The organism is Methanosarcina barkeri MS (assembly GCF_000970025.1).
GTDB lineage: Archaea > Halobacteriota > Methanosarcinia > Methanosarcinales > Methanosarcinaceae > Methanosarcina > Methanosarcina barkeri.
The window spans coordinates 4,292,769-4,312,210 of record NZ_CP009528.1; the positions used below are offsets into that span (position 1 = coordinate 4,292,769).

General features: G+C 42.9%; 15 protein-coding genes. 11 read left to right on the forward strand and 4 right to left on the reverse strand.

The window, feature by feature from the left end; genetic code table 11:
• Nucleotides 1-361: 361 nt before the first annotated feature.
• The 5 genes from MSBRM_RS17635 (at nt 362) to MSBRM_RS17655 (ending at nt 7,258) form a co-directional block, all read left to right on the forward strand.
• Nucleotides 362-1,105 (forward strand): ABC transporter ATP-binding protein, encoded by a 744-nt coding sequence (locus tag MSBRM_RS17635; protein WP_048122331.1) that lies wholly within the window; start codon nt 362-364, stop codon nt 1,103-1,105.
• Nucleotides 1,087-2,310: a SufB/SufD family protein gene (locus tag MSBRM_RS17640; RefSeq protein WP_048156538.1), complete on the forward strand. Its 1,224-nt coding sequence runs from the start codon at nt 1,087-1,089 to the stop codon at nt 2,308-2,310. Before MSBRM_RS17635 ends, MSBRM_RS17640 begins: the two co-directional genes overlap by 19 nt.
• Nucleotides 2,311-3,014: 704 nt before the next feature.
• A complete protein-coding gene (locus tag MSBRM_RS17645) occupies nt 3,015-3,374 on the forward strand; it encodes a TrmB family transcriptional regulator (protein ID WP_048122335.1) in 360 nt (119 codons plus the stop codon).
• A gap of 6 nt (nt 3,375-3,380) precedes the next feature.
• Nucleotides 3,381-3,998, forward strand: a complete 618-nt coding sequence (locus MSBRM_RS17650; RefSeq protein ID WP_176722130.1) for a 4Fe-4S binding protein — start codon at nt 3,381-3,383, stop codon at nt 3,996-3,998.
• A 212-nt stretch (nt 3,999-4,210) separates the two neighbouring features.
• Nucleotides 4,211-7,258 (forward strand): FAD-binding and (Fe-S)-binding domain-containing protein, encoded by a 3,048-nt coding sequence (locus tag MSBRM_RS17655; protein ID WP_048122337.1) that lies wholly within the window; start codon nt 4,211-4,213, stop codon nt 7,256-7,258.
• Nucleotides 7,259-7,559: 301 nt separating this feature from the next.
• On the opposite strand, the gene MSBRM_RS17660 is transcribed toward MSBRM_RS17655, so the two are convergent.
• The gene (locus tag MSBRM_RS17660; RefSeq protein ID WP_048122339.1) at nt 7,560-7,961 is read right to left on the reverse strand and encodes a DUF2795 domain-containing protein; all 402 of its coding nucleotides are present in this window, start codon (nt 7,959-7,961) and stop codon (nt 7,560-7,562) included.
• A gap of 709 nt (nt 7,962-8,670) precedes the next feature.
• On the opposite strand from MSBRM_RS17660, the gene thsB reads away from it, so the two are divergent.
• Entirely contained in the window at nt 8,671-10,305 is a 1,635-nt protein-coding gene (thsB, locus tag MSBRM_RS17665) for a thermosome subunit beta (protein ID WP_048122341.1), read from the forward strand.
• 456 nt (nt 10,306-10,761) lie between these two features.
• On the opposite strand, the gene MSBRM_RS17670 is transcribed toward thsB, so the two are convergent.
• Together MSBRM_RS17670 and MSBRM_RS17675 are read right to left on the reverse strand one after the other, a co-directional pair.
• Nucleotides 10,762-11,151, reverse strand: coding sequence for a DUF473 domain-containing protein (locus MSBRM_RS17670; RefSeq protein ID WP_048122343.1), 390 nt, complete (start codon nt 11,149-11,151; stop codon nt 10,762-10,764).
• A 4-nt stretch (nt 11,152-11,155) separates the two neighbouring features.
• Nucleotides 11,156-11,902, reverse strand: a complete 747-nt coding sequence (locus MSBRM_RS17675; protein ID WP_048122344.1) for a proteasome assembly chaperone family protein — start codon at nt 11,900-11,902, stop codon at nt 11,156-11,158.
• A gap of 517 nt (nt 11,903-12,419) precedes the next feature.
• On the opposite strand from MSBRM_RS17675, the gene MSBRM_RS17680 reads away from it, so the two are divergent.
• The 5 genes from MSBRM_RS17680 to MSBRM_RS17700 all read left to right on the forward strand — a co-directional run bounded on the left by MSBRM_RS17680 (nt 12,420) and on the right by MSBRM_RS17700 (nt 18,264).
• Entirely contained in the window at nt 12,420-13,007 is a 588-nt protein-coding gene (locus MSBRM_RS17680; RefSeq protein ID WP_048122345.1) for a pyruvate kinase alpha/beta domain-containing protein, read from the forward strand.
• A 201-nt stretch (nt 13,008-13,208) separates the two neighbouring features.
• Entirely contained in the window at nt 13,209-14,681 is a 1,473-nt protein-coding gene (gene tgtA / locus MSBRM_RS17685; RefSeq protein WP_048122350.1) for a tRNA guanosine(15) transglycosylase TgtA, read from the forward strand.
• A gap of 257 nt (nt 14,682-14,938) precedes the next feature.
• Entirely contained in the window at nt 14,939-15,880 is a 942-nt protein-coding gene (locus MSBRM_RS17690) for a UbiA prenyltransferase family protein (RefSeq protein WP_048122352.1), read from the forward strand.
• 15 nt (nt 15,881-15,895) lie between these two features.
• Entirely contained in the window at nt 15,896-17,053 is a 1,158-nt protein-coding gene (locus MSBRM_RS17695) for an NAD(P)/FAD-dependent oxidoreductase (RefSeq protein WP_048122353.1), read from the forward strand.
• Between the two features lie 71 nt (nt 17,054-17,124).
• Nucleotides 17,125-18,264, forward strand: a complete 1,140-nt coding sequence (locus MSBRM_RS17700) for a radical SAM protein (RefSeq protein WP_048122355.1) — start codon at nt 17,125-17,127, stop codon at nt 18,262-18,264.
• A gap of 273 nt (nt 18,265-18,537) precedes the next feature.
• Here the strand turns inward: MSBRM_RS17700 and MSBRM_RS17705 are convergent, their stop codons facing one another.
• Nucleotides 18,538-19,395, reverse strand: coding sequence for a coiled-coil protein (locus MSBRM_RS17705; protein WP_048122357.1), 858 nt, complete (start codon nt 19,393-19,395; stop codon nt 18,538-18,540).
• Nucleotides 19,396-19,442 lie beyond the last annotated feature (47 nt).

A 19,442-nucleotide genomic window follows, 5' to 3' on the forward strand; every position in this document is an offset into this window, starting at 1 on the left:
AATATTCTAAACAAATTAAAAACTTCTATTTTAGGAATTTTACTTTCTTTATACTCCTGCATTTGAAATACATTTTATTAAATTCTGGATTTTAACATTATACTTTTAAGGAATACAAAAAAGTTACAGAAAATTAATAAAGAATCTATAGTTAGAAATAGAATGTCCTCTAAAAAGAATATAGGATTTGGTGGGAAATAACGGAAGGTGGGAAAATATGCTGAAATTGTTCGGTTCTTGACGTTTTTCCAGCCATCTAAAGTGCACTTTGAATAAATTTACTTTCAAGCATTATTTTATGTAAATGAACAAAAAGTAGAGGGGACTCGTATTAAAAATGAAATAAAGGGAGAAAATATCGATGCTAAAAATAGAGGATCTGGCTGTAGAGGTTAACGGAAAAATTTTGCTTCATGACGTGAACCTCGAAGTCAAAAAAGGATATACCAATGTGCTTTTTGGGCCAAATGGAGCCGGAAAGTCAGCTCTGATGAGAACGATCATGGGCTTCAGCGAATACAAAGTTGTGAAAGGCAGAATTCTGTTTAACGGGAAAGATATTACCGGCCTGTCGGTAGATGAACGAGCCCGCCTCGGAATTGGAATTATGATGCAGCGCCCTCCGAATATGACCGGAATTAAACTAAAGAATCTTGTAAAGGTATTATCAAAAGGAATGAAAGATCCAGAGGCCCTTGCCGAGAATCTGGATATGAAGCGCTTTATGGACAGGGATGTGAATGTGGGCTTTTCGGGAGGAGAAATCAAACGTTCAGAACTTCTGCAACTTTCAGCCCAGAACCCGAGCCTTTACCTGCTTGACGAGCCGGAATCCGGAGTCGACCTCGTAAGCATAGAACAGGTAGGAATGACAATAAAGGAACTGCTTGAAGAAGGGCTGAACTGCCCTGGCGAAAGTTGCGAGAAAGGCAAATCCGCCCTTATAATCACTCACACAGGCCAGATTCTGGATTATGTAAACGCAGATCGGGGATACATCCTTTGCAACGGGACAGTTATGTGTTCAGGAAACCCCCTGAAGATGCTGAAAGAGATCAAGAACAGAGGGTATGAGGAGTGTATAAAATGCAGACTGATGAAGTGAACCTGAAAAAGCGTGCTGAAAGCGCAGTCGAGAAAAAGGCAGCTTTTGGAGAAGATTTTGAGCTGGAAAAATTTGAGGAAGGTTCCAGGATTAGCAGGCCTATAGAAGACCTCCAGACCCTTGATGAGGAAAGCAAAAAAACCCTGCTTCAGGTAGGAGTCGTGCCTAGCGAAGAAGGCCGATCCGGCAGTCTGATAGTGCTTGATAATGCAGTATCGCATTCTTCTCTGAAAGATAAAAATGTAGAACTGATGTCTACCCAAAAAGCTTTGGAAAAATACGAATGGCTTAAAGAGTACTCCTGGAAGCTTGTATCTGTTGATACCGACAAATACACCGCAAAAACTTACCTTGAAAATGCGGACGGATACTTTATCCGGGTGCCTGCTGGAAAGAAATCGTCTCTGCCAGTCCAGACCTGTCTTTTGCTCGGGAGAGATAAAATTTTCCAGACCGTACATAACATTGTGATAGTCGAAGAAGGCGCCAGCCTTGACATAATTACAGGCTGCACGTCTAAAAAGGGAGTGGAAGAAGGTCTGCACCTGGGAATTTCCGAAATGTACGTAAAAAAAGGAGCTACCCTGAACTTCACAATGATTCACAACTGGGCTGAGCAGATAGGGGTCAGGCCAAGGACAGTAATCAAAGTCGAAGAAGGAGGGACCTACGTAAGCAACTATATCTGCCTGAAACCTGTCCGTTCTGTGCAGACATATCCGACTGTCAAACTTGAAGGGGAAGGAGCAGTTACCAGGCTAAATACTATAGCCATTGCCCATTCAGGTTCTGAACTGGATCTCGGAAGCAAGGCTATTTTCAATGCACCTGGCACAAAGGCTGAGCTTATATCAAGGACTATTACAATCGGTGGAAGAGTAATTGCAAGAGGAGAAATGATAGGCAATGCAAAAGGAGCAAAAGGACACCTTGAATGCAAAGGCCTTGTCCTTTCCGACAAAGGAAGCCAGCTTGCAATCCCCATCCTTGAAGCAAACGTAGACGATGTCGAACTTACTCACGAGGCCGCCGTTGGAAAAATTGCTAAAGACCAGGTGGAGTACCTTATGGCCCGAGGCCTTACCGAAGATGAAGCGGTAGGCATGATCGTGCGCGGGTTCCTGGATGTAGGAATACGAGGAATTCCGGAGGAACTGAAGAAAGAAATCGAAAATACAATTACACAGACAGCCTTTGGAATGTAATGCAAAATGAATATAATCCAAAACAGAATCCAAAACAGATATAATTTAAGATAAAGATTGAACAGTGATATCGGATAAGGAGAATAGGACTTACGCAGTTGAAGGACTAAAGAATAAACAGCATCAAACCATTACCTGTCTAGAACATGGCTTTAATCTACAGTCTTTGACGTGATTGATTTTGGTTCTTAAGTGCGTAAGTCCTAGAGAAAAAGGAGTATAGAAAAACTAAATCGGGATACAACTTTTCCGAACCAGAATATTCTGGAACCGGGTGTGTGAAACCGGTAGGGAAAAAGGAGAAACCTACCGGTCTTTTGTTGAATGTTTGTGGACTTTAATGAGCTGAACACAAAGAGAATAGGGTTTTCCTGTGAAAAAGAAAGCCTTAAAGTTTAATCTGCTCATTAAACCGCAGTTCGCAAATTAAAGAAAGAAGTATAAAAATGTTTCCATGAAATTAATGAATGAATAAGATATCGAAGTCATCAGACAAAAACCTCATTTTATAAAGGCACGACGAAGAGTCTTTACTCACTCTCCTTTTTATGTGCGCTCTTTTTATTTTTCTGCAAGGCGGCAAGGTTAAAAACACACTAAAAACCGCAGTACTTCCTATTTTTTGCTGGACAATACAGTACTTGACATTGTATATATACGGCGGTGAGAGTATTACAGTACTGTAGTGATTTAGAGGGATTGAAATGATAGACTTTGCCTGTAAAGAGTTCAAAATAGAAGACGTAATCAAATGCGCCCTTAACCTTACAAAGGCTGACCTTAAGGTTATGAAGTACTTTTTAAATGAGAAAGAGCAGTGGGTTGATACTGATTTTCTCTCAAAAGTCTTAAAGCTGGATATTTCCACAATCCAGCGCTCCGTCAAAAAACTGCATGAGAAAGAAATTCTGCAAAGGTCGCAGCAGAACCTGGATGGAGGAGGCTATGTTTTCAAGTATAAGGTCAACTCAAGGGCTAAAATAAAAAATATCATCATGACCGTAGTGAATTCCTGGGCTGAAAGGCTCGGACAGGAACTTGAAAAATGGGGAAACGGAGTTTGATTCACTTTGCTTAAAATAACGCCTTACCTGGGAGTTATAGTTCTTATCGTTTCCATAGGAGGGCTCTGGTATCCAGTACTTGGGTACTTCCTGCTAGTGGTTTTTGCAGCAATTTTCCTGATTAGTCCTTTCAGAGGTAGATGGTTCTGTGGAAACCTCTGCCCTAGGGGAAGTTTTGTTGATTTCTGGGTCAGCAAGATCTCAAGGAAAAAGAAGATACCTGCCACTCTGCGTTCCCTGTGGATCCGCCTGCCAATATTTTTCCTGCTAATGGGATTTATGGGATACAGAATCTCAAACGCTATTGGAAGCCTTAATGCTTTTGAGAAAATCGGCATGGTGTTTGTGATGATGTGCCTGGTAACAACTGCAATAGCAACTCTTCTGGGCAGTTACCTGAGCCCAAGAACCTGGTGTTCCTTCTGTCCTATGGGGACAGCTCAACGCCTGCTTGGTGGTAAAAAGTATCCTCTTAAACTCGAAAAGGAAAAATGCATTGGCTGTAAAAAATGTGAGAAAGTTTGCCCCATGCAGCTGAAAATCACTCAGAATGCTACAAACCCTGACTGTATTAAATGTGGGCGTTGTGTGGATACCTGTCCTAAAGATGCCCTGAAATTTTGAAATTCTATGTTTATTAATTTTTATTGTTTATTTATAGAAATAGAAAAACGGAATGACCCTGGACAAATATAATAAGTATTATTATCACCACTTATATAGTAAAATATAGGGGAGACGGAAAACACTTCCGGAATTAGACTTTAGCATAACAAAATGTGCATACTGGAAAGTGTCTACAAATTAGCTAAATTAGGAGAAAAAGGAGAAAAAACATGACAAGTCGTGTAGCGGAACTTTCAGAAGCTCAAAAAAAAGAAATCTCCGAACTCTTTGGGGAATATATCAATCTTGACAAACGCGAACGCCATTATTACAACCACGATATCGGAGCTTTACCCCCACTTGTTAAGAAGGTAATTGGGAATACCGACCCTGCAGCTGTCGTAAAAATCCGGACTGAGGAAGACGCAGTAAAGCTCCTTAAATTCGCAAACAGACATAAGATTCCGGTTGTACCCCGCGCAGGAGCCTCTTCCGGATACGGAGGAGTGATCCCAACAAAGGGAGGAATCGTTGCCGATGTTACACCACTGAATAAGATCATAAACGTCGATACCGAAGGGCAGAAAGCAGTTGTGCAAAGCGGTATAATCTGGGAAAAGCTTGAAAGGAAACTAAAAGAAAAGGGACTGTCATTACAAGCAATTCCTTCAAGTGCTCCTTCTTCGACAGTTGGAGGATGGTTGTCCCAGAGCGGAGCCGGTTACGGAAGTTATGAGTTTGGCTGGGGCCACAAGAGCATGGAAAAAGCCAGAGTTGTGCTTCCCACAGGAGAAATCCGGGAGTTTTCAGGTCCTGAACTGAAAAAGTTAATCGGGACAATGGGAACTATAGGCATCATTACCGAGATTACCCTGAAAGTCCAGAAATTCGAAGAAAGAAAGGCTGTTTCTGCCAGTTTCCCAAGTGCTTCAGCCCTGAAAAACGCAGTCGAAGATATAAAAAGAAAAAATATTCCTCTCTGGTCAATTTCCTTCCTGAACCCTGAATGGGCGGATATGAAGAATAAAGCGCCCAGGAAACTCCACTATGAAGAAGTAGTGGATAAAGACAGACCAATGTTACCGGTCTCTTACGTTTCAACTTTCATGTACCCTGCCTCGAGAGACGTCTCCGGCCTGAAAGAAGCAATCGAAGGTGCAGGCGGGACAATTCTTCCGGAAGAAATTGCAAAATACGAGACCGAGGAATGGTTCAAGTCCATGAAAGTAAAGAGACTGGGGCCTTCGTTTATCCCGGCAGAAGTCCTGGTGCCTCTTGAGAAAATGGACAAAGCTTTTGAAGAAATGGGGAAGAAAATCAAATTGCCTGTGCTTACCGAAGGCATGGTTATAAACGATGGGTACGTGGTCCTCCTCTGTTTCATGCGCCATTCAGAGCGCTCCGTGCTCTTTAATACAGCTTTTGCTCTTTCTCTGAGCATTTTGAAGATTGCAGAAGATAATGGCGGAAGAGCTTATTCATCAGGGATTTTCTTCGCTTCAAAGAGAAAAAGTGTCTTTGGGGAAAGGCTTGCTGAAATCGAGGCCCTGAGAAAGGAAATTGATCCAAACGGTATCATGAACCCTGAAACCCTGGAGGGAAAAGGACTCCTGAACACTGCCGTATCAATGGGCTCTGCCTTTGAACCTTTTGCCAGAATAGTCGGAAACATGTCAGGAATTGGGAAGGTTTCTTTCAAAGACGAGAAAGAGATCCCCGCAGAAGTCGCAGAACTTGCCTATTCCTGCTCTCAGTGCGGGTACTGTGTGAGCGAGTGCGACCAGTACTACGGCAGAGGATGGGAATCACAATCACCTCGTGGAAAATGGTTCTTTATCAAGGAATACCTGGCAGGCCGGGAAAAACTTGACCAGAGACAGACAAATACCTTCCTCGGCTGTACAACCTGCCAGATGTGTGACTCCCGATGTGAGCTGGATATGCCGATCGAAGATGCCTGGATGACCATGCGCAAAAAGCTGGTTATAGAAGAGAAAAAGATGACCTTCCCACCCTTTGAAATCATGGCTGCAAGCCTTCTTAAAGAGAGGAACATCTGGGCAAACTACAGAAAAGACCGGGACAAATGGATTCCGGAGGATATCAGGGCAAAGATGAAGGATAAAGCCGATTATGCCTATTTTGCGGGCTGTACGGCGTCCTTTGTTGAAAAAGATGTAGCTGTCGGGGCTGTCCGTATGCTTGATGATGCAGGTGTGGAGTTTACAGGACTCTTTGACAAAGAATCCTGCTGCGGAATTCCCATGCTCGTTGCCGGAAGGTGGGATGTTTTTGAAAAGACAATGAGAATGAACATCGCGAACATGAAAAAGAGAGGTGTAAAAACCGTAATAACTTCCTGCCCTGCCTGCTGGCTGATGTGGCATACAGTTTATCCCCAGTGGGCGAAAAAGCTGGGAATCGAATACGGGCTTGAGGCAAAACATTACTCTGAAGTGCTCGCGGATCGTCTCGATGTCCTGAAACCAAAGTTCAAACAGCCTCTGGATAAAGTGGTAACCTGGCACGATTCCTGTCACATTGGCAGGGCAGGAGGCAAAGTGTACGAGCCGCCTAGAGAACTGCTCAAAGCTATACCCGGAATAAAGTTCAGGGAACTTGAATACAACCGGGAAAGAGCTCACTGCTGTGGTTCAGTTGTAAGCCTTATTGCCGAGCCCCCTGTTGCATACAAACTGGGAGATATGAGACTCCAAGAAGCCCTTGATGTTAAAGCCGACATCGTTGCAGCGCTTTGCCCGTGTTGCGTTTTCCAGTTCCGTGTAGCAGCGAAGGAAAACAATCTTGATATCGAGATTCAGGATTTGGGTGCCCTGGTGGCAAGGAGCCTTGGGTATAACCTCCCGGACTCAACCGCCTATACTCTGGAATCCTGGGCTCCCTTTGAAAAGATGATCGCCCTCATGCAGCCTGAGAATATGGCCAATCTGATGGTTGAACTCATGCCCCAGATGATGGCAGCGATGCCAGCATCACTTCAGGCAATGATGAAGATGGTCAAATATGTGCCAGGCATGGATGCTCTGATGAAACCAATGATGCCGATCATGATGCCAAAGCTAATGCCTTCAGTCATGCCAAAAGTCATGCCTGACATGCTCAAAGCTGTAGAAAAGAAAGTTCCTATGCCTGATTACATGAGAGAGCAGCTTCCTGTCCTTATGCCGAAGGCTATGGATAACCTGATGCCAAATATGCTTCCTGAGCTGATTCCACTGCTTACTCCGCGCATGATTGAGTACATAAAAACGCATTAAGCATTTTTGCACAAATTGTGCAGAAAAAAATCTGTTCAGAAAAAGTCGAAGGGAGAACTTTAACATCCCTTCAATCAATTTTTTAAGATTTTACTTTTTAAAAACTATCAGTAGATTGCTCTTTTAGGTAAGTAAAAGTATCAGTAGATTGCTCTTTTAGGTAAGCCAGACACTTTTCACAAGCACTTTCTATTCCCACCAGAACAGGATTGGAAATAAAATTATTTTTGGACGATTCATAGACTTCTCAATCTGGCTGAAACTACCTTGATGAACTCATCCATGAATTAAGGTATTGTATTTACCGCGGCTTTGCCAATTCACCTTTACCCTTACATTCCTTGATGACATCGGAAAAGTTTGTGTATTCCCGGTCTGAACAAGACTCGAGAACGTTTATCACTTCACTACGAGCATTAAGTTTTTTAGCTTCCTCTATAAGTTGACTCCTTGTTGCAGGGAACTTCACATCTCTAAAAGCTTGCATAACATTCTGAATACCTTTGAATTCCTGGAGGACATCCGAAGAACTGTGGTATTCCTTGTCTGGAATATTTTCAATAGCTTGTATTACTTCGTTACGGGCATTAAGACTTTTAGCTTTATCAATAAGTTGCCATTTTGTTACAGGATATTTCATCTCTTGAAAAGCTTGTAAAGCTTTTTGAATCGCATTATGTACTTCAGTAGCACTTTCCTGCATTTGATTTTCCCCCGTATTTTGGTTTTACCCCGTATTTTGGTTTTATTTTCTGTTGAATTTGTCCACTTAAAACATTTGAATCAATTTGATACAATTTTACACCTGCATCTGTTGATTTATGTTTGATTTATAGTCCTTTTATGTGCCAGTGAGAGTGATTTCAAATTGTATCAACAAGAAGATAGTATTTATCAAATATAATATCTAGAGAAATATAAATAAGAAACCGATATAAATTAAATGCCGATGTTATTCAGTCAGATATTAGCATATATTTACTCACTAAATGGTATTTTTCCCAAGAAATCTCTTACTTTTCAGAAGTGCTTATAAAAACAACATATATCTGGACAAATATCTTAGAATAGAGAAAGCAAGATTAATGGAGATGAATAAAATCTGCTTTTGATTTAAAATACAAGTCGTCGGAATTTTTGAAACCAACTTTATTGCAAATGTTGCGATGTTTTATTATTGATTTTCGGACAGACTCTTGATAGACTCTTTATACACCGGGAAGAATAACCCAGAGAAGCCATTAAAAGATCCAGGAGCCCCTTTTTTTTAAAATGAGATTTTACGCTCCAGAGAAATTCTTATATAGAAGTGCTTGCATTAAGAATAGGAAAATACGCACAAAGGTAACGTGCTCAGGAATACAATTAATAAAAATTCATATAAATTCATATCATTAAAAGGAGATTAAAGCTTGGCAGCACAACCGATCTTTATTTTAAGGGAAGGCAGCAAGAGAACCCATGGTTCCGATGCCCAGCACAACAATATTATGGCCGCAAAGGCGGTTGCTGAAGCAGTAAGAACCACTCTTGGGCCCAAGGGTATGGACAAGATGCTTGTAGACTCCATGGGTGATGTTGTTATCACCAACGACGGAGCAACAATCCTCAAAGAAATGGACATCGAGCACCCAGGTGCAAAGATGATCGTAGAAGTAGCCAAGACCCAGGATGCCGAAGTAGGAGACGGAACAACCACCGCAGCCGTACTTGCAGGGGAATTCCTGACAAAGGCAGAAGACCTGCTTGAAAGCGGAGTACACCCAACAGTAATTGCAAGCGGCTACAGGCTTGCAGCAGACCAGGCTACAAAGATAATCGATACCATTACTGTAAGTGCATCTCCTGAGGATACCGAGACTCTCGAAAAGATTGCAGCCACAGCCATAACAGGAAAAGGCGCAGAGGCTCAAAAAGAACATCTCTCCAAGCTTGCAGTCAAGGCCGTTAAGTCAGTTGCTGAGATAAGCGAAGATGGAAAGATCACTGTAGACATCGAGGACATCAAGGTGGAAAAGAGACCCGGTGGAAGTATCAAGGATTCCGAAATTGTCGACGGTGTAATTGTTGATAAAGAGCGTGTCCACCCAGCTATGCCCGAAGTAGTGGAGAACGCAAAAATCCTGCTCTTAAGCGTACCAATCGAGCTCAAGAAAACCGAAACTAAGGCCGAAATAAAGATCACCAATCCTGACCAGATGCAGCTCTTCTTAGACCAGGAAGAAGCAATGCTCAAGGAAATTGTGGACAAGGTTATCAAGACAGGCGCAAACGTTGTCTTCTGTCAGAAAGGAATCGATGACCTTGCTCAGTACTACCTGACAAAAGCAGGAATCTTTGGTATGCGCAGGGTGAAGAAGAGCGACATGGATAAACTTTCCCGCGCAACAGGTGCAAAGATTATCACCAGCCTCGACGAAATTGAGGAATCCGACCTTGGCCATGCCGGACTTGTAGAGGAAAAAGACGTTACAGGCTCAAGAATGACCTTCGTTACAGGCTGCAAGGACAGCAAAGCTACCTCAATTCTTCTGCGCGGCGGAACCGAGCATGTAGTTGAAGGAATTGAGAGAGCCCTCGAAGACGCTCTCAGAGTAGTGGGCGTTGCTCTTGAAGACCAGAAGATTGTTGTGGGTGGCGGCTCTCCAGAAATTGAACTGTCCCTCAGGCTCAAGGAATACGCAGCAACCCTTAAAGGCAGGGAGCAGCTTGCTGTTACGAAATTCGCTGAGTCTCTCGAGATTATTCCCAGCACCCTCGCAGAGAACGCAGGACTTGACCCGATTGACATGCTTGTGGAAATGCGCTCCCAGCACGAGAAAGGAAACAAGCGTGCCGGACTCAATGTTTACACTGGCAAGATTGAGGACATGTTCGAAAATAACGTTGTCGAACCTCTTAGGATCAAAACCCAGGCAATCAATGCAGCCACTGAAGCCGCAATTATGGTTCTCAGAATCGATGATGTAATTGCCTCATCCAGCCCAGCCAAAGTCGGTGGCCCGGGAGCAATGCCCCCAGGCGGCGAAATGCCTGAGATGATGTAAAATTAGAAGTATAAATCCAGGAATCCAGGATTGCCGGAAATTTCCAGCATTCCTGAAACTCTCTTTTTAATATTGGTATAATCATTCAGGAATTCGTTTAAAATATCTTTTTTAAATATTCTTTCCAGAAATTGTTTCCAAGAGAATTAGCTTCAGAAATCGGTTTTAGAGGTTTTTTTCATAATTCTTTTCGGTTTTAGAGGTTTTTTTCATAATTCTTTTTCAATGATGAATTTTCCTTTTATGTAAGTCAATTTGTACATAGAACCTCAATTTATACATAGAGCCACGAAAATTGTTCAAAATAAAGAAAAGGCCAGGACTTTTCAAACAAAAAACAAACCAGAAAGTTAGGGTCTCCAAACAAAAATATTTAAAAATTAAAAAAGGCGTTTTTGAGTATTTTATACCGAGTATTACTGAATTTTTAAAATGAAATATGACCAGTGAAAATTGTTATCTGGCTTCATAGCAGGAAATTTCCCTGGCATCTACCCGGACTGGTTTCCCAAGCTCGTTTGAAATAACATTTCTTACCCTTGCCATACATCTGCACTGAAGCTGGATACGAGCTGACATAGCTTCTCGTTCTTCAATGTAGAAATCATTCGAACTGACAATAGAATGAACCGAAATCTGCTTCTGTACAACCTTTGCTATGAGACCCTGAGTCCCATTCGTGAGGTCCTGAAGGCTGGTGGAGGTCAGGAGAACATTATCCCCTGCATTGAGCCCGAGTACTCCTACGAAGTTTTGAGGACTCCGAATCTCAAGAGTCCTGAGATGGTGTTTTTTCAGGATCTCGATAAGAGAATCAGCAATTCCTGTTAACGCGATGTACTCCATGGGATCACCCGTACATTGGAAACTCCTTCTTTACTTCTCCTTTCTGCTCTGCAGTCTGAACATCTTCAGCAAGCCTCTGAAGTTCGACCTCTATACGTTCAGCCTGCTCTATAAGCCGAACTGTACTTATTGAAAGCCCGTAGAGCTCGTTTAAAACTTCGATAACAGCAGAAGCAGCTCTTGGGTCAGGATTCTGGGTCCTGGTGGCACCAAGCAAGCTAAATGCAGGAATTCCACGTAGCAGGCATTCAGCCATCACACTACCTGAAATCCCAGAGATAGTTCCCATCTGGAAAACTTCTACTTTTTCCTTAATTTTGTTCAGCATCTCCGGAGTGGTGGCTGCCCCAAAGACTTTCTGTCCTCCATCCATTATGGCAATGCCTGCAATGGAAGCGATTTCTCTTACGTTAATAGACTCAGCCCAGTCCACCAGAGCATTACTAACATCGTAGGAGACAGTGTGACTAATCGGGATATCGGAGATTACAACAATCAGGTTATGTTCCGCGCTTTCATAAATCCTTACAGGCATATTTATAAGCCCCTCGTAAAGTACTGCAATCGAGGGAAAATACCTTGATTCAATAGAGCCAATGTATTCCATTTTCAATTCTTCTATCATATGTTGACTTGCAATATTCCCCACAAGCCCGATTCCGGGAAACCCTTCAATCAAAACAGGATTTTTTGACTGCACAGGTTTGGTAATAATCTTCACGTCGTTGTTGTCATAATCTGTATTTGACAAGTAACCACCTCAGCGAGATACAACCCCTATGATTATATCTGAGCTAATCCTAGATAAACAAGCTTCTCAGCAGTCCGATCTACGCTACTTCCTGCACATACATAATAAGAAATATACAATAGACCCGGGCTCCGACCACAGAACCCTTTTTTGGTAAAAAGAGAATCTTTTTAATATATATCTTTTCTCCTGATAAGGAAAAATAACTCCGATAAAGAAATATAATAAACCCAAATTTCATCTTCCAACTAGAAAAACTGACAGAAACCTGATTTTATAAAATATGAATAAGAAAAAAACATAATACACAAAGGAAACAGTAAGAAGAAACAGTAAGAAGAAACAGTAAGAGGAAACAGTAAGAGGAAACAGTAAGAGGAAACAGTAAGAGGAAACAGTAAAAGAGTTCATAGGAAGAAACGTCCGAATATGGGCAAAAGAGTTTATAAAAAGAAAAATCCGAACACAGGAAAAGAGCTAATAGAAAGAAACATTCGAACACAGGAGGAGAAAAATCATGGAAAAATCTATTCTATATTTTGACAATGTAGGGGAGTCAAATACAGACGCCGTTATTACAGCAGCAGCTAAAAGGGCGGCAGAACTTCATATATCCCATATTGTGGTGGCAAGCACCAGCGGAAAAACCGCGCTAAAAATGGCAGAGGCTGTAAAGGGCAGCGGCATAAAAGTTATTGGAATAAGCCACCAGTATGGGCAGAATAAGAAAGGCGAATGGGAAGTAGAAGATGAATACAAAAAGAAACTTGAAGAACTTGGGGCGGTAATAACCACTCAATCACATATATTCTCAGGAGTCGAACGCTCAATCACAAAGAAATTCGGGGGATATTCCAGAGTAGAAGTAATTTCGGACGCTCTCAGATCTCTCTTTGGAAAAGGATTCAAAGTAGCCATTGAAGTCGCAGTTATGGCAGCCGATTCAGGTCATATCCCTGTTTCCGACAACACAGAGATTATAGCGATAGGAGGCACAAGGCATGGTGCAGACGTAGCACTTGTGCTCAGACCAGCCCACAGCGGGGATTTCTTCTCCCTTCAGGTTAGGGAGATTATTGCCATGCCGCGAACCAAAGAAGATTAAGGTGAGAAAAAGGCAAGAAATGGCAAGAAATATTCATGGATAAATCATGGAAAAATCAGGGAACGATAGGTTTCTTTGATACAGGTGATTCAGCTCTTCATTTGAGAGTGATAAGGAAGCTCAGGTGATTTATTAGAATTACCTTTGCTTCCCGCTATTCCCCAAAGATAAATATATCTGAGAGACATCTATAACGCCGGCATGTCAGCAATATTCGAAATACTCGACAAGGATGCAGGCGGAAGGATAGGAAGACTCAGGACTCCCCATGGGACTGTTGAAACGCCTACCGTTATGCCTGTGATTAATCCAAATATCCAGCTTATTCCCCCGAAAGAAATGCGAAACTTCGGGGCAGAGATTCTGATTACTAATTCCTATATTATTTACCGCAAGGAAGAACTGAAAAGTGTCGCCCTGGAAAAAGGGCTGCATGGGCTCCTGGGCTTTGATGGACCCATTATGACGGATTCAGGTTCTTTCCAGCTTTCTGTATATGGGTCCGTCGAAGTTACGAATGAGGAAATTCTCGGGTTCCAGCAAAAGATAGGAAGTGACATTATTGTCCCACTGGACATCCCTACGCCCCCTGATGTTCACTACCGACGGGCTGAAGAGGAACTTGCAATCACAGCTGAACGCCTTGAAGCGGCACGCAAGTTTATCCAGGGCGAACAGCTTCTTGCAGGGCCAGTTCAGGGTTCAACATACCCTGAATTGAGGGAAAAAGCTGCTTCCCACCTGAAAGATCTTAATTTTGAAGTTTATCCTCTTGGAGCAGTCGTCCCGCTCATGGAAGCCTATCGTTATGCGGAACTTGTTGACGTGATTGCTGCATCTAAAAAAGGACTCTCCCCAGCTTCCCCGGTACACCTTTTCGGAGCAGGTCACCCAATGATGTTTGCCCTTGCAGTAGCCATGGGCTGTGACCTTTTTGATTCGGCAGCCTATGCTCTTTACGCCAAAGATGGGCGCTATATTACTGTGAATGGAACTTACCACATTGAAAAGCTGAACTATCTGCCCTGTTCCTGTCCGGTTTGTTCAAGATACACGGCAGAAGAATTGAAAAAAGCTGATAACCGGGAAGAACTTCTGGGAAAACACAACCTTTACGCGACTTTTGCTGAAATCCGGCTGGTAAAGCAGTGCATAAAAGACGGGAAATTGCTCGAACTTGTGGAGCAGCGCTGTCGTGCTCATCCGAAACTTCTGGATGGGCTGAAGAAGCTTTACACTCACTCTTCCTGGCTTGAACAACTTGATCCGGCTACAAAAGGCACCTTCTTCTACTGCGGACCTGAGTCCTCCTCCCGCCCTGAAGTCCTGCGTTTTGGGAAACGGCTGGATAGGTTCAGCCTGCAAGGCTCGGTAATTATTCGGACAGGGCCAGTAAAAGGAGAGAAAGATTACGACCAGATTCTTACTTTCAAAGCACCTTTTGGAGCGTTTCCTGTCGAAATGGAAGAAGTGTATCCTTTCAATGCTGAAGTTCCAAAATTTCCGGATTACGAATCACTCAATTCAGCTCTTTCGAACACTCTTAAACTGATAGACCTGAACCCAGAAGCCGAGTTTACTTTTATTTGCGAGGAGGAGTTCAAGCATCCTCTAATTGAAGAAATCAGAAAAAGGGCAAAACTGGTATACAGGAAAGATTGGAAAAAAGAATAAATATACAGGAAAAATTGGAAAAAAATAAATTTTGGGTAGCCGATTAAGAGTACTGGATACCTTGAGTTCCTGATACCTTGAAATCCTTAAAGCTACTGGCAACCAAAACGTGCCTCAAAAGAGATAAAAAGAAAACTTTTTTGTGGTGCAAACCTTTATAGAATTACCTGCAAAAACCCTCTAAATAGGGAAAGAGCTAAAATACAACGCTCGACACGAAAACTTTCGTACAAACCAGAAAAGTCTAGGTGAAACTATTGTCCCTTACAGCAAGAATCGGCGAACTCAGTCCTTATCTGCGACTAATGAGACCCGAACTCTACTACATGGACCTTACCCTACCTGCCTCAAGTGCAATCCTTGCTTCGTATTTGGCGACCGGAGGGCTTCCCGAACTTATTCCCTTCCTGATTGCAGTAATAGGTGGCTTTGCAGCCATTACAAGTTCATACGTATTCAATGACTGCTGTGATATAGATATAGATACGATCAATCTGCCTGGCCGTCCCTTACCCTCATCAAAATTGTCAAAGAGCTCTGCACTTGCTTATGCCGTCTTTTTGTTAGTAATTGCAGGAGCAGCAGCGGCTTACCTGAATCCTGAGTCTCTCGTAACCCTTATTATTGCGGCTTCAGTTATCACAATATATTCAATCTTTGCAAAAAGGAATACTTTCCTCAGTTTTTTGCCAGTAGGTATTTCTTATGGGCTTGTACCAGTGGGTATCTGGCTTGCCTTTGACCCCGCAGGAATCCTGAAAGGCAGCGATGGAGTAATTCTCCCTTTGCCGGCTATTTGTTTCGGGCTAATGATTTGCGTTACAGACTGGGCTTTTACCCTTGGAGGAGTTTCCAGAGATGTGGAAGGAGACAGAATGAAGGGTGCCCCAACGATGCCCGTAACCTTTGGAATCCCCTTTACCGCCAGATTCGTTACTTTCTGGTGGATTGTCGGAGTCATCGCTTCACTAACCATAGGCTGGTCGGCTCATCTTGGACCTGTATACTATGCAGGAGCCCTGACTTCAGGACTCTGGATGCTTACTCAATGTCTCGATTTTATCAAACATCCTACCCCGGAGAGAGGTGGCAGGCTCTTTCTTAATGGTTCAAATTATAGAGCAATTATGTTTGGATCAATGATTCTTGACGTAGTGCTATGCATTTATGCAGGGGGCTACACCTCCATTCTCTGGTAAAACAGGTAGAAAAAAATGGACGCGGATATTATCGTAATAGGGGCATCTCCTGCAGGAATGATGGCTGCAAGGAGCGCCTGTGAGAAAGGGGCAGCGGTCCTTTTGCTGGAAAAAAAAGAAGAGATAGGGCATCCTCCCCACCCTGCAAACTCTTTTTTTAAGGGGATGCTTGATAAATGCGGAGAAAAGGTAGACCCTTCTTATGTTCTGCATAATCTCAAAGGCATGAAGATTATTTCCCCGTCAGGAAGGACAGTCGAAGTTGAGACTACTGGATATGCCATTGATAAAACGGCTTTCGACAGATTTTATGCAAAGAAAATAATGAAAACCGGTGTAGATCTTCGAACAGGGGTGGAAGTGCAGGATATCCAGAAAGAAGGAGATAAATTTACTGTCAATACCTCTGCCGGGGTATTTACCTCAAAACTGGTTATTATCTCCGACGGCATAAATTCAAAAATTGCTTCCCTTGTGGGCTTGAAGACAATGAAACATCCTGAAGATATTGCCTGGGGAATTGAACTGGATATTAAAAGTCCTGGACTTGGGAAACCAGAGATGTTTGAGTATTATGTTGGGAATCATGCTCCAGGCTGGAAAACTACATACTCTCCAAGAGGAGGCGATAATGCTGCAATCGGAGCTTATGTGCGCCGGTGCGGAACTGATGCAACGCCTTACCTTAATGCCTGGGTTGAAAATTTCAAAAAGCTTAAAGGGCTCGAAGAGCTTGAAGTTGTAAGAAAACTGTCTGGAGGAGACCCTATTGTGACCATTCCAAAGGAGTACATAACCGATGGGATAATGGTCGTTGGTGGGGCAGCAGGTCAGTCGGGAATAGGATATGCAATGAGGGCAGGCCAGATATGTGGAGATGTCGCTGCAGATGCCATAAGCAAAGGAAATATCTCAAAATCTGCCCTCCTGACTTACCGGAAGACCTGGGAAAAGGAATTTCTGGCCGAACACTACCTGGGCCGAATAGGGCTTGAGACTCTCAGGAAAATGACGGATAGGGAAATTGATGAGATGGCTAGGGTCTTTGAAAAGGAGGACCTTTCGTTTATTCATGGAAGTTCAGTTGAACAGGCTATGCAGGTTTTTGCATTCATGCTAAAGAAAAAACCCTCTGCAATCTTAAAGTTCAGAGCACTCCTCAGGAATAAATGAACTGAAATTTAAAAGAGAAAAAGAGAACGGAACCGATATGGACATTATCAAATGTCAGGTGCAGGAACAATATGCAATACGATTTCTATAAAAGCCCTCTATTCAGAGTTTATACTGAGATCGAAGACGGGCACATGAGGATGAAAACCAGCGGGGTTGCTTCCATCCTTATGAGAAAAACTCTTGAGAAAAACCTCTCAATTTTTGAAGGCGAGAAGCCTGCAAAAGTCGAGGCCGACAGGCTCATCTGTTCAACCTGGATGCCCCCGGTGCCAAGCCAGGGTTTTGACCGCCTGGTAAAAAGCCAGATTTATTCCATGCTGGGAAAAATGGTTCCGGACCAGGTAACTATTTCTGTTACTGAAGAATGCCCTAATAACTGTATTCACTGCGCTCTGCCTGACACGAAAAACCGTAAAAAACTTGCTCCTGAAATCGTAAAATCTACAATTGACCAGGTACTCGAAATGGGCACAACTTTCGTGATCTTTGATGGAGGCGAGCCCCTGACTTATCCTGGTCTGGAAAACCTGATAAGGTACGTAAACCCTGAAAAAGCAATCACAGGTATGTTTACCTCAGGTGTGGGGATGACTGAAGAGCGAGCCAGCAGTCTGAAAGAAGCGGGACTTTATTCCCTTACTGTAAGTTTTGACAGCGCGTATGAAGATAAGCACGATCACGTAAGAGGCAGGAAAGGAGTTTTCAAAAGTGCGGTTGAAGCCGTCAAAAATGGGATTAAGGCTGGCCTGCTTGTAAATATATATGTGGTGCTTTCCAGGGATAATGTGAACGAGCTTGAAGAACTATATGCTCTTTCGTCCGAGCTTGGAGTCCATGAACTCTCCTTCTACGAAATCGTTCCCACGGGCAGGTGGATAGATCACGCCTCTGAAATCATGACCCCAAAAGACCTGAAAAAATTTGAGAATTTCGTATCAGGAGCCAGGGAGAAAGAAGGCCCCAGAATATTTCCTATCCCACTGGTCATGAACACCACAGGCTGCATGGCAGGCCGAAAGTGGCTCCATATAACCCCGGAAGGAAATATTCTTCCCTGCGCCTGTATCCCCATTTCCTATGGAAATGTTCATAGAGACAGAATAAAGGATATCTGGAAAAAGATAAGGGAAGACCCTGCATATAATGCAAAGTGCTGCCTTATGAGAAACCCCGAGTTCAGGGAGAAGTATCTGAGTCTGTCAGAGTAAATTGGGGACGATTATTGAAAGTCTCAGAGCAAAGTTCGAAGAAAGTTATAATTTTGCTCTCATAATCCTTCTTTTTTGAAGTAAAAAGTGTTAGTTAAAATAACTTGAGTTGCTGGACTATATAGCACTGGAGTATAGAACCAGCCAGATAAAAACAGAATCAGTAATAGCACAGAATAAGCCGGAATGAACTCGAAAAATTAGGATGCAGGTTGAAACATACCTGCAACGTAAATTGAAGACTTTAAGCTAAATTTTTGTTTATGAGACGAATCAGACTAAACCCGATCTCTGAAGAGTCATCAGGTCTTCGGTGGTGAGTTTTCCTCCGCCCTTGAACTTTTCGAAGATGGACTTGGCATCCTTCTGGAGTTCGGACTTAACAACGCGAGATCTTCCTTCTTTGTCTTTCTTCCTGAGCTTAAAGATTTCTTTATCGAGATCCCGGATTTCCTTCTGGGCATTGATGAAAGCCTTATGCTGTTCGTCAGCTGCTTCCTGAGCTTTTACAAATTCCCTGTGAGCAACGTCAGACTCTGCTCTGGTTTTGTCAGCCTCTTTGAAAGCTGCAATCATCTTCTCATGATATTCCTGAGCCTGCCTGGCATATTCAGCCAGCTGGGTATGGAATTCTGAGGCTTCATCTCGGATTTTCTGAGCTTCGTCCAGAAGATTCTTCAGTTCGGAGTTGCTCTCAAGCTGGACTTTTTTGACGTGATATTGCTTTTGAAGCTGAGTGATCTTTCCAACGAGTTCCCTTTCCTTGCTTGTACTCAGGACTTCAGTCTGCTGAGCAAATTCAAGGCGATCAATGTCTTTTCTTAGAGATTTGATTGAAGGACCACCCAGGTTGCTCTGCTTCCTGATGGAATCAGCCTTTGCAAAGAGCTCATTTGCCTTAGCATTGGTTTCATCGCGCTTGCTCTTGTATTCGCTGACCTTCTCATTAATTTCGTCCCTGAGAACTTTTAGTTCCTGAGCTTCGTTAATAAGGTCTTTTGTCTTCTTGTTAAGTTCATTACGCTTTGCAGCGAGTGCACTGGCCTCTGCGTTTAAAGTATTCCTTTTTTCCTTGGCTTCTTCAGAAATGTCTTTCAAATCTGATCTTTTTTTCTGCAGTTCCTTTAGCATCTCTTATTGTGCCTCCCGATCCAGCAAAAAAGCTGGCATTTTAGTAG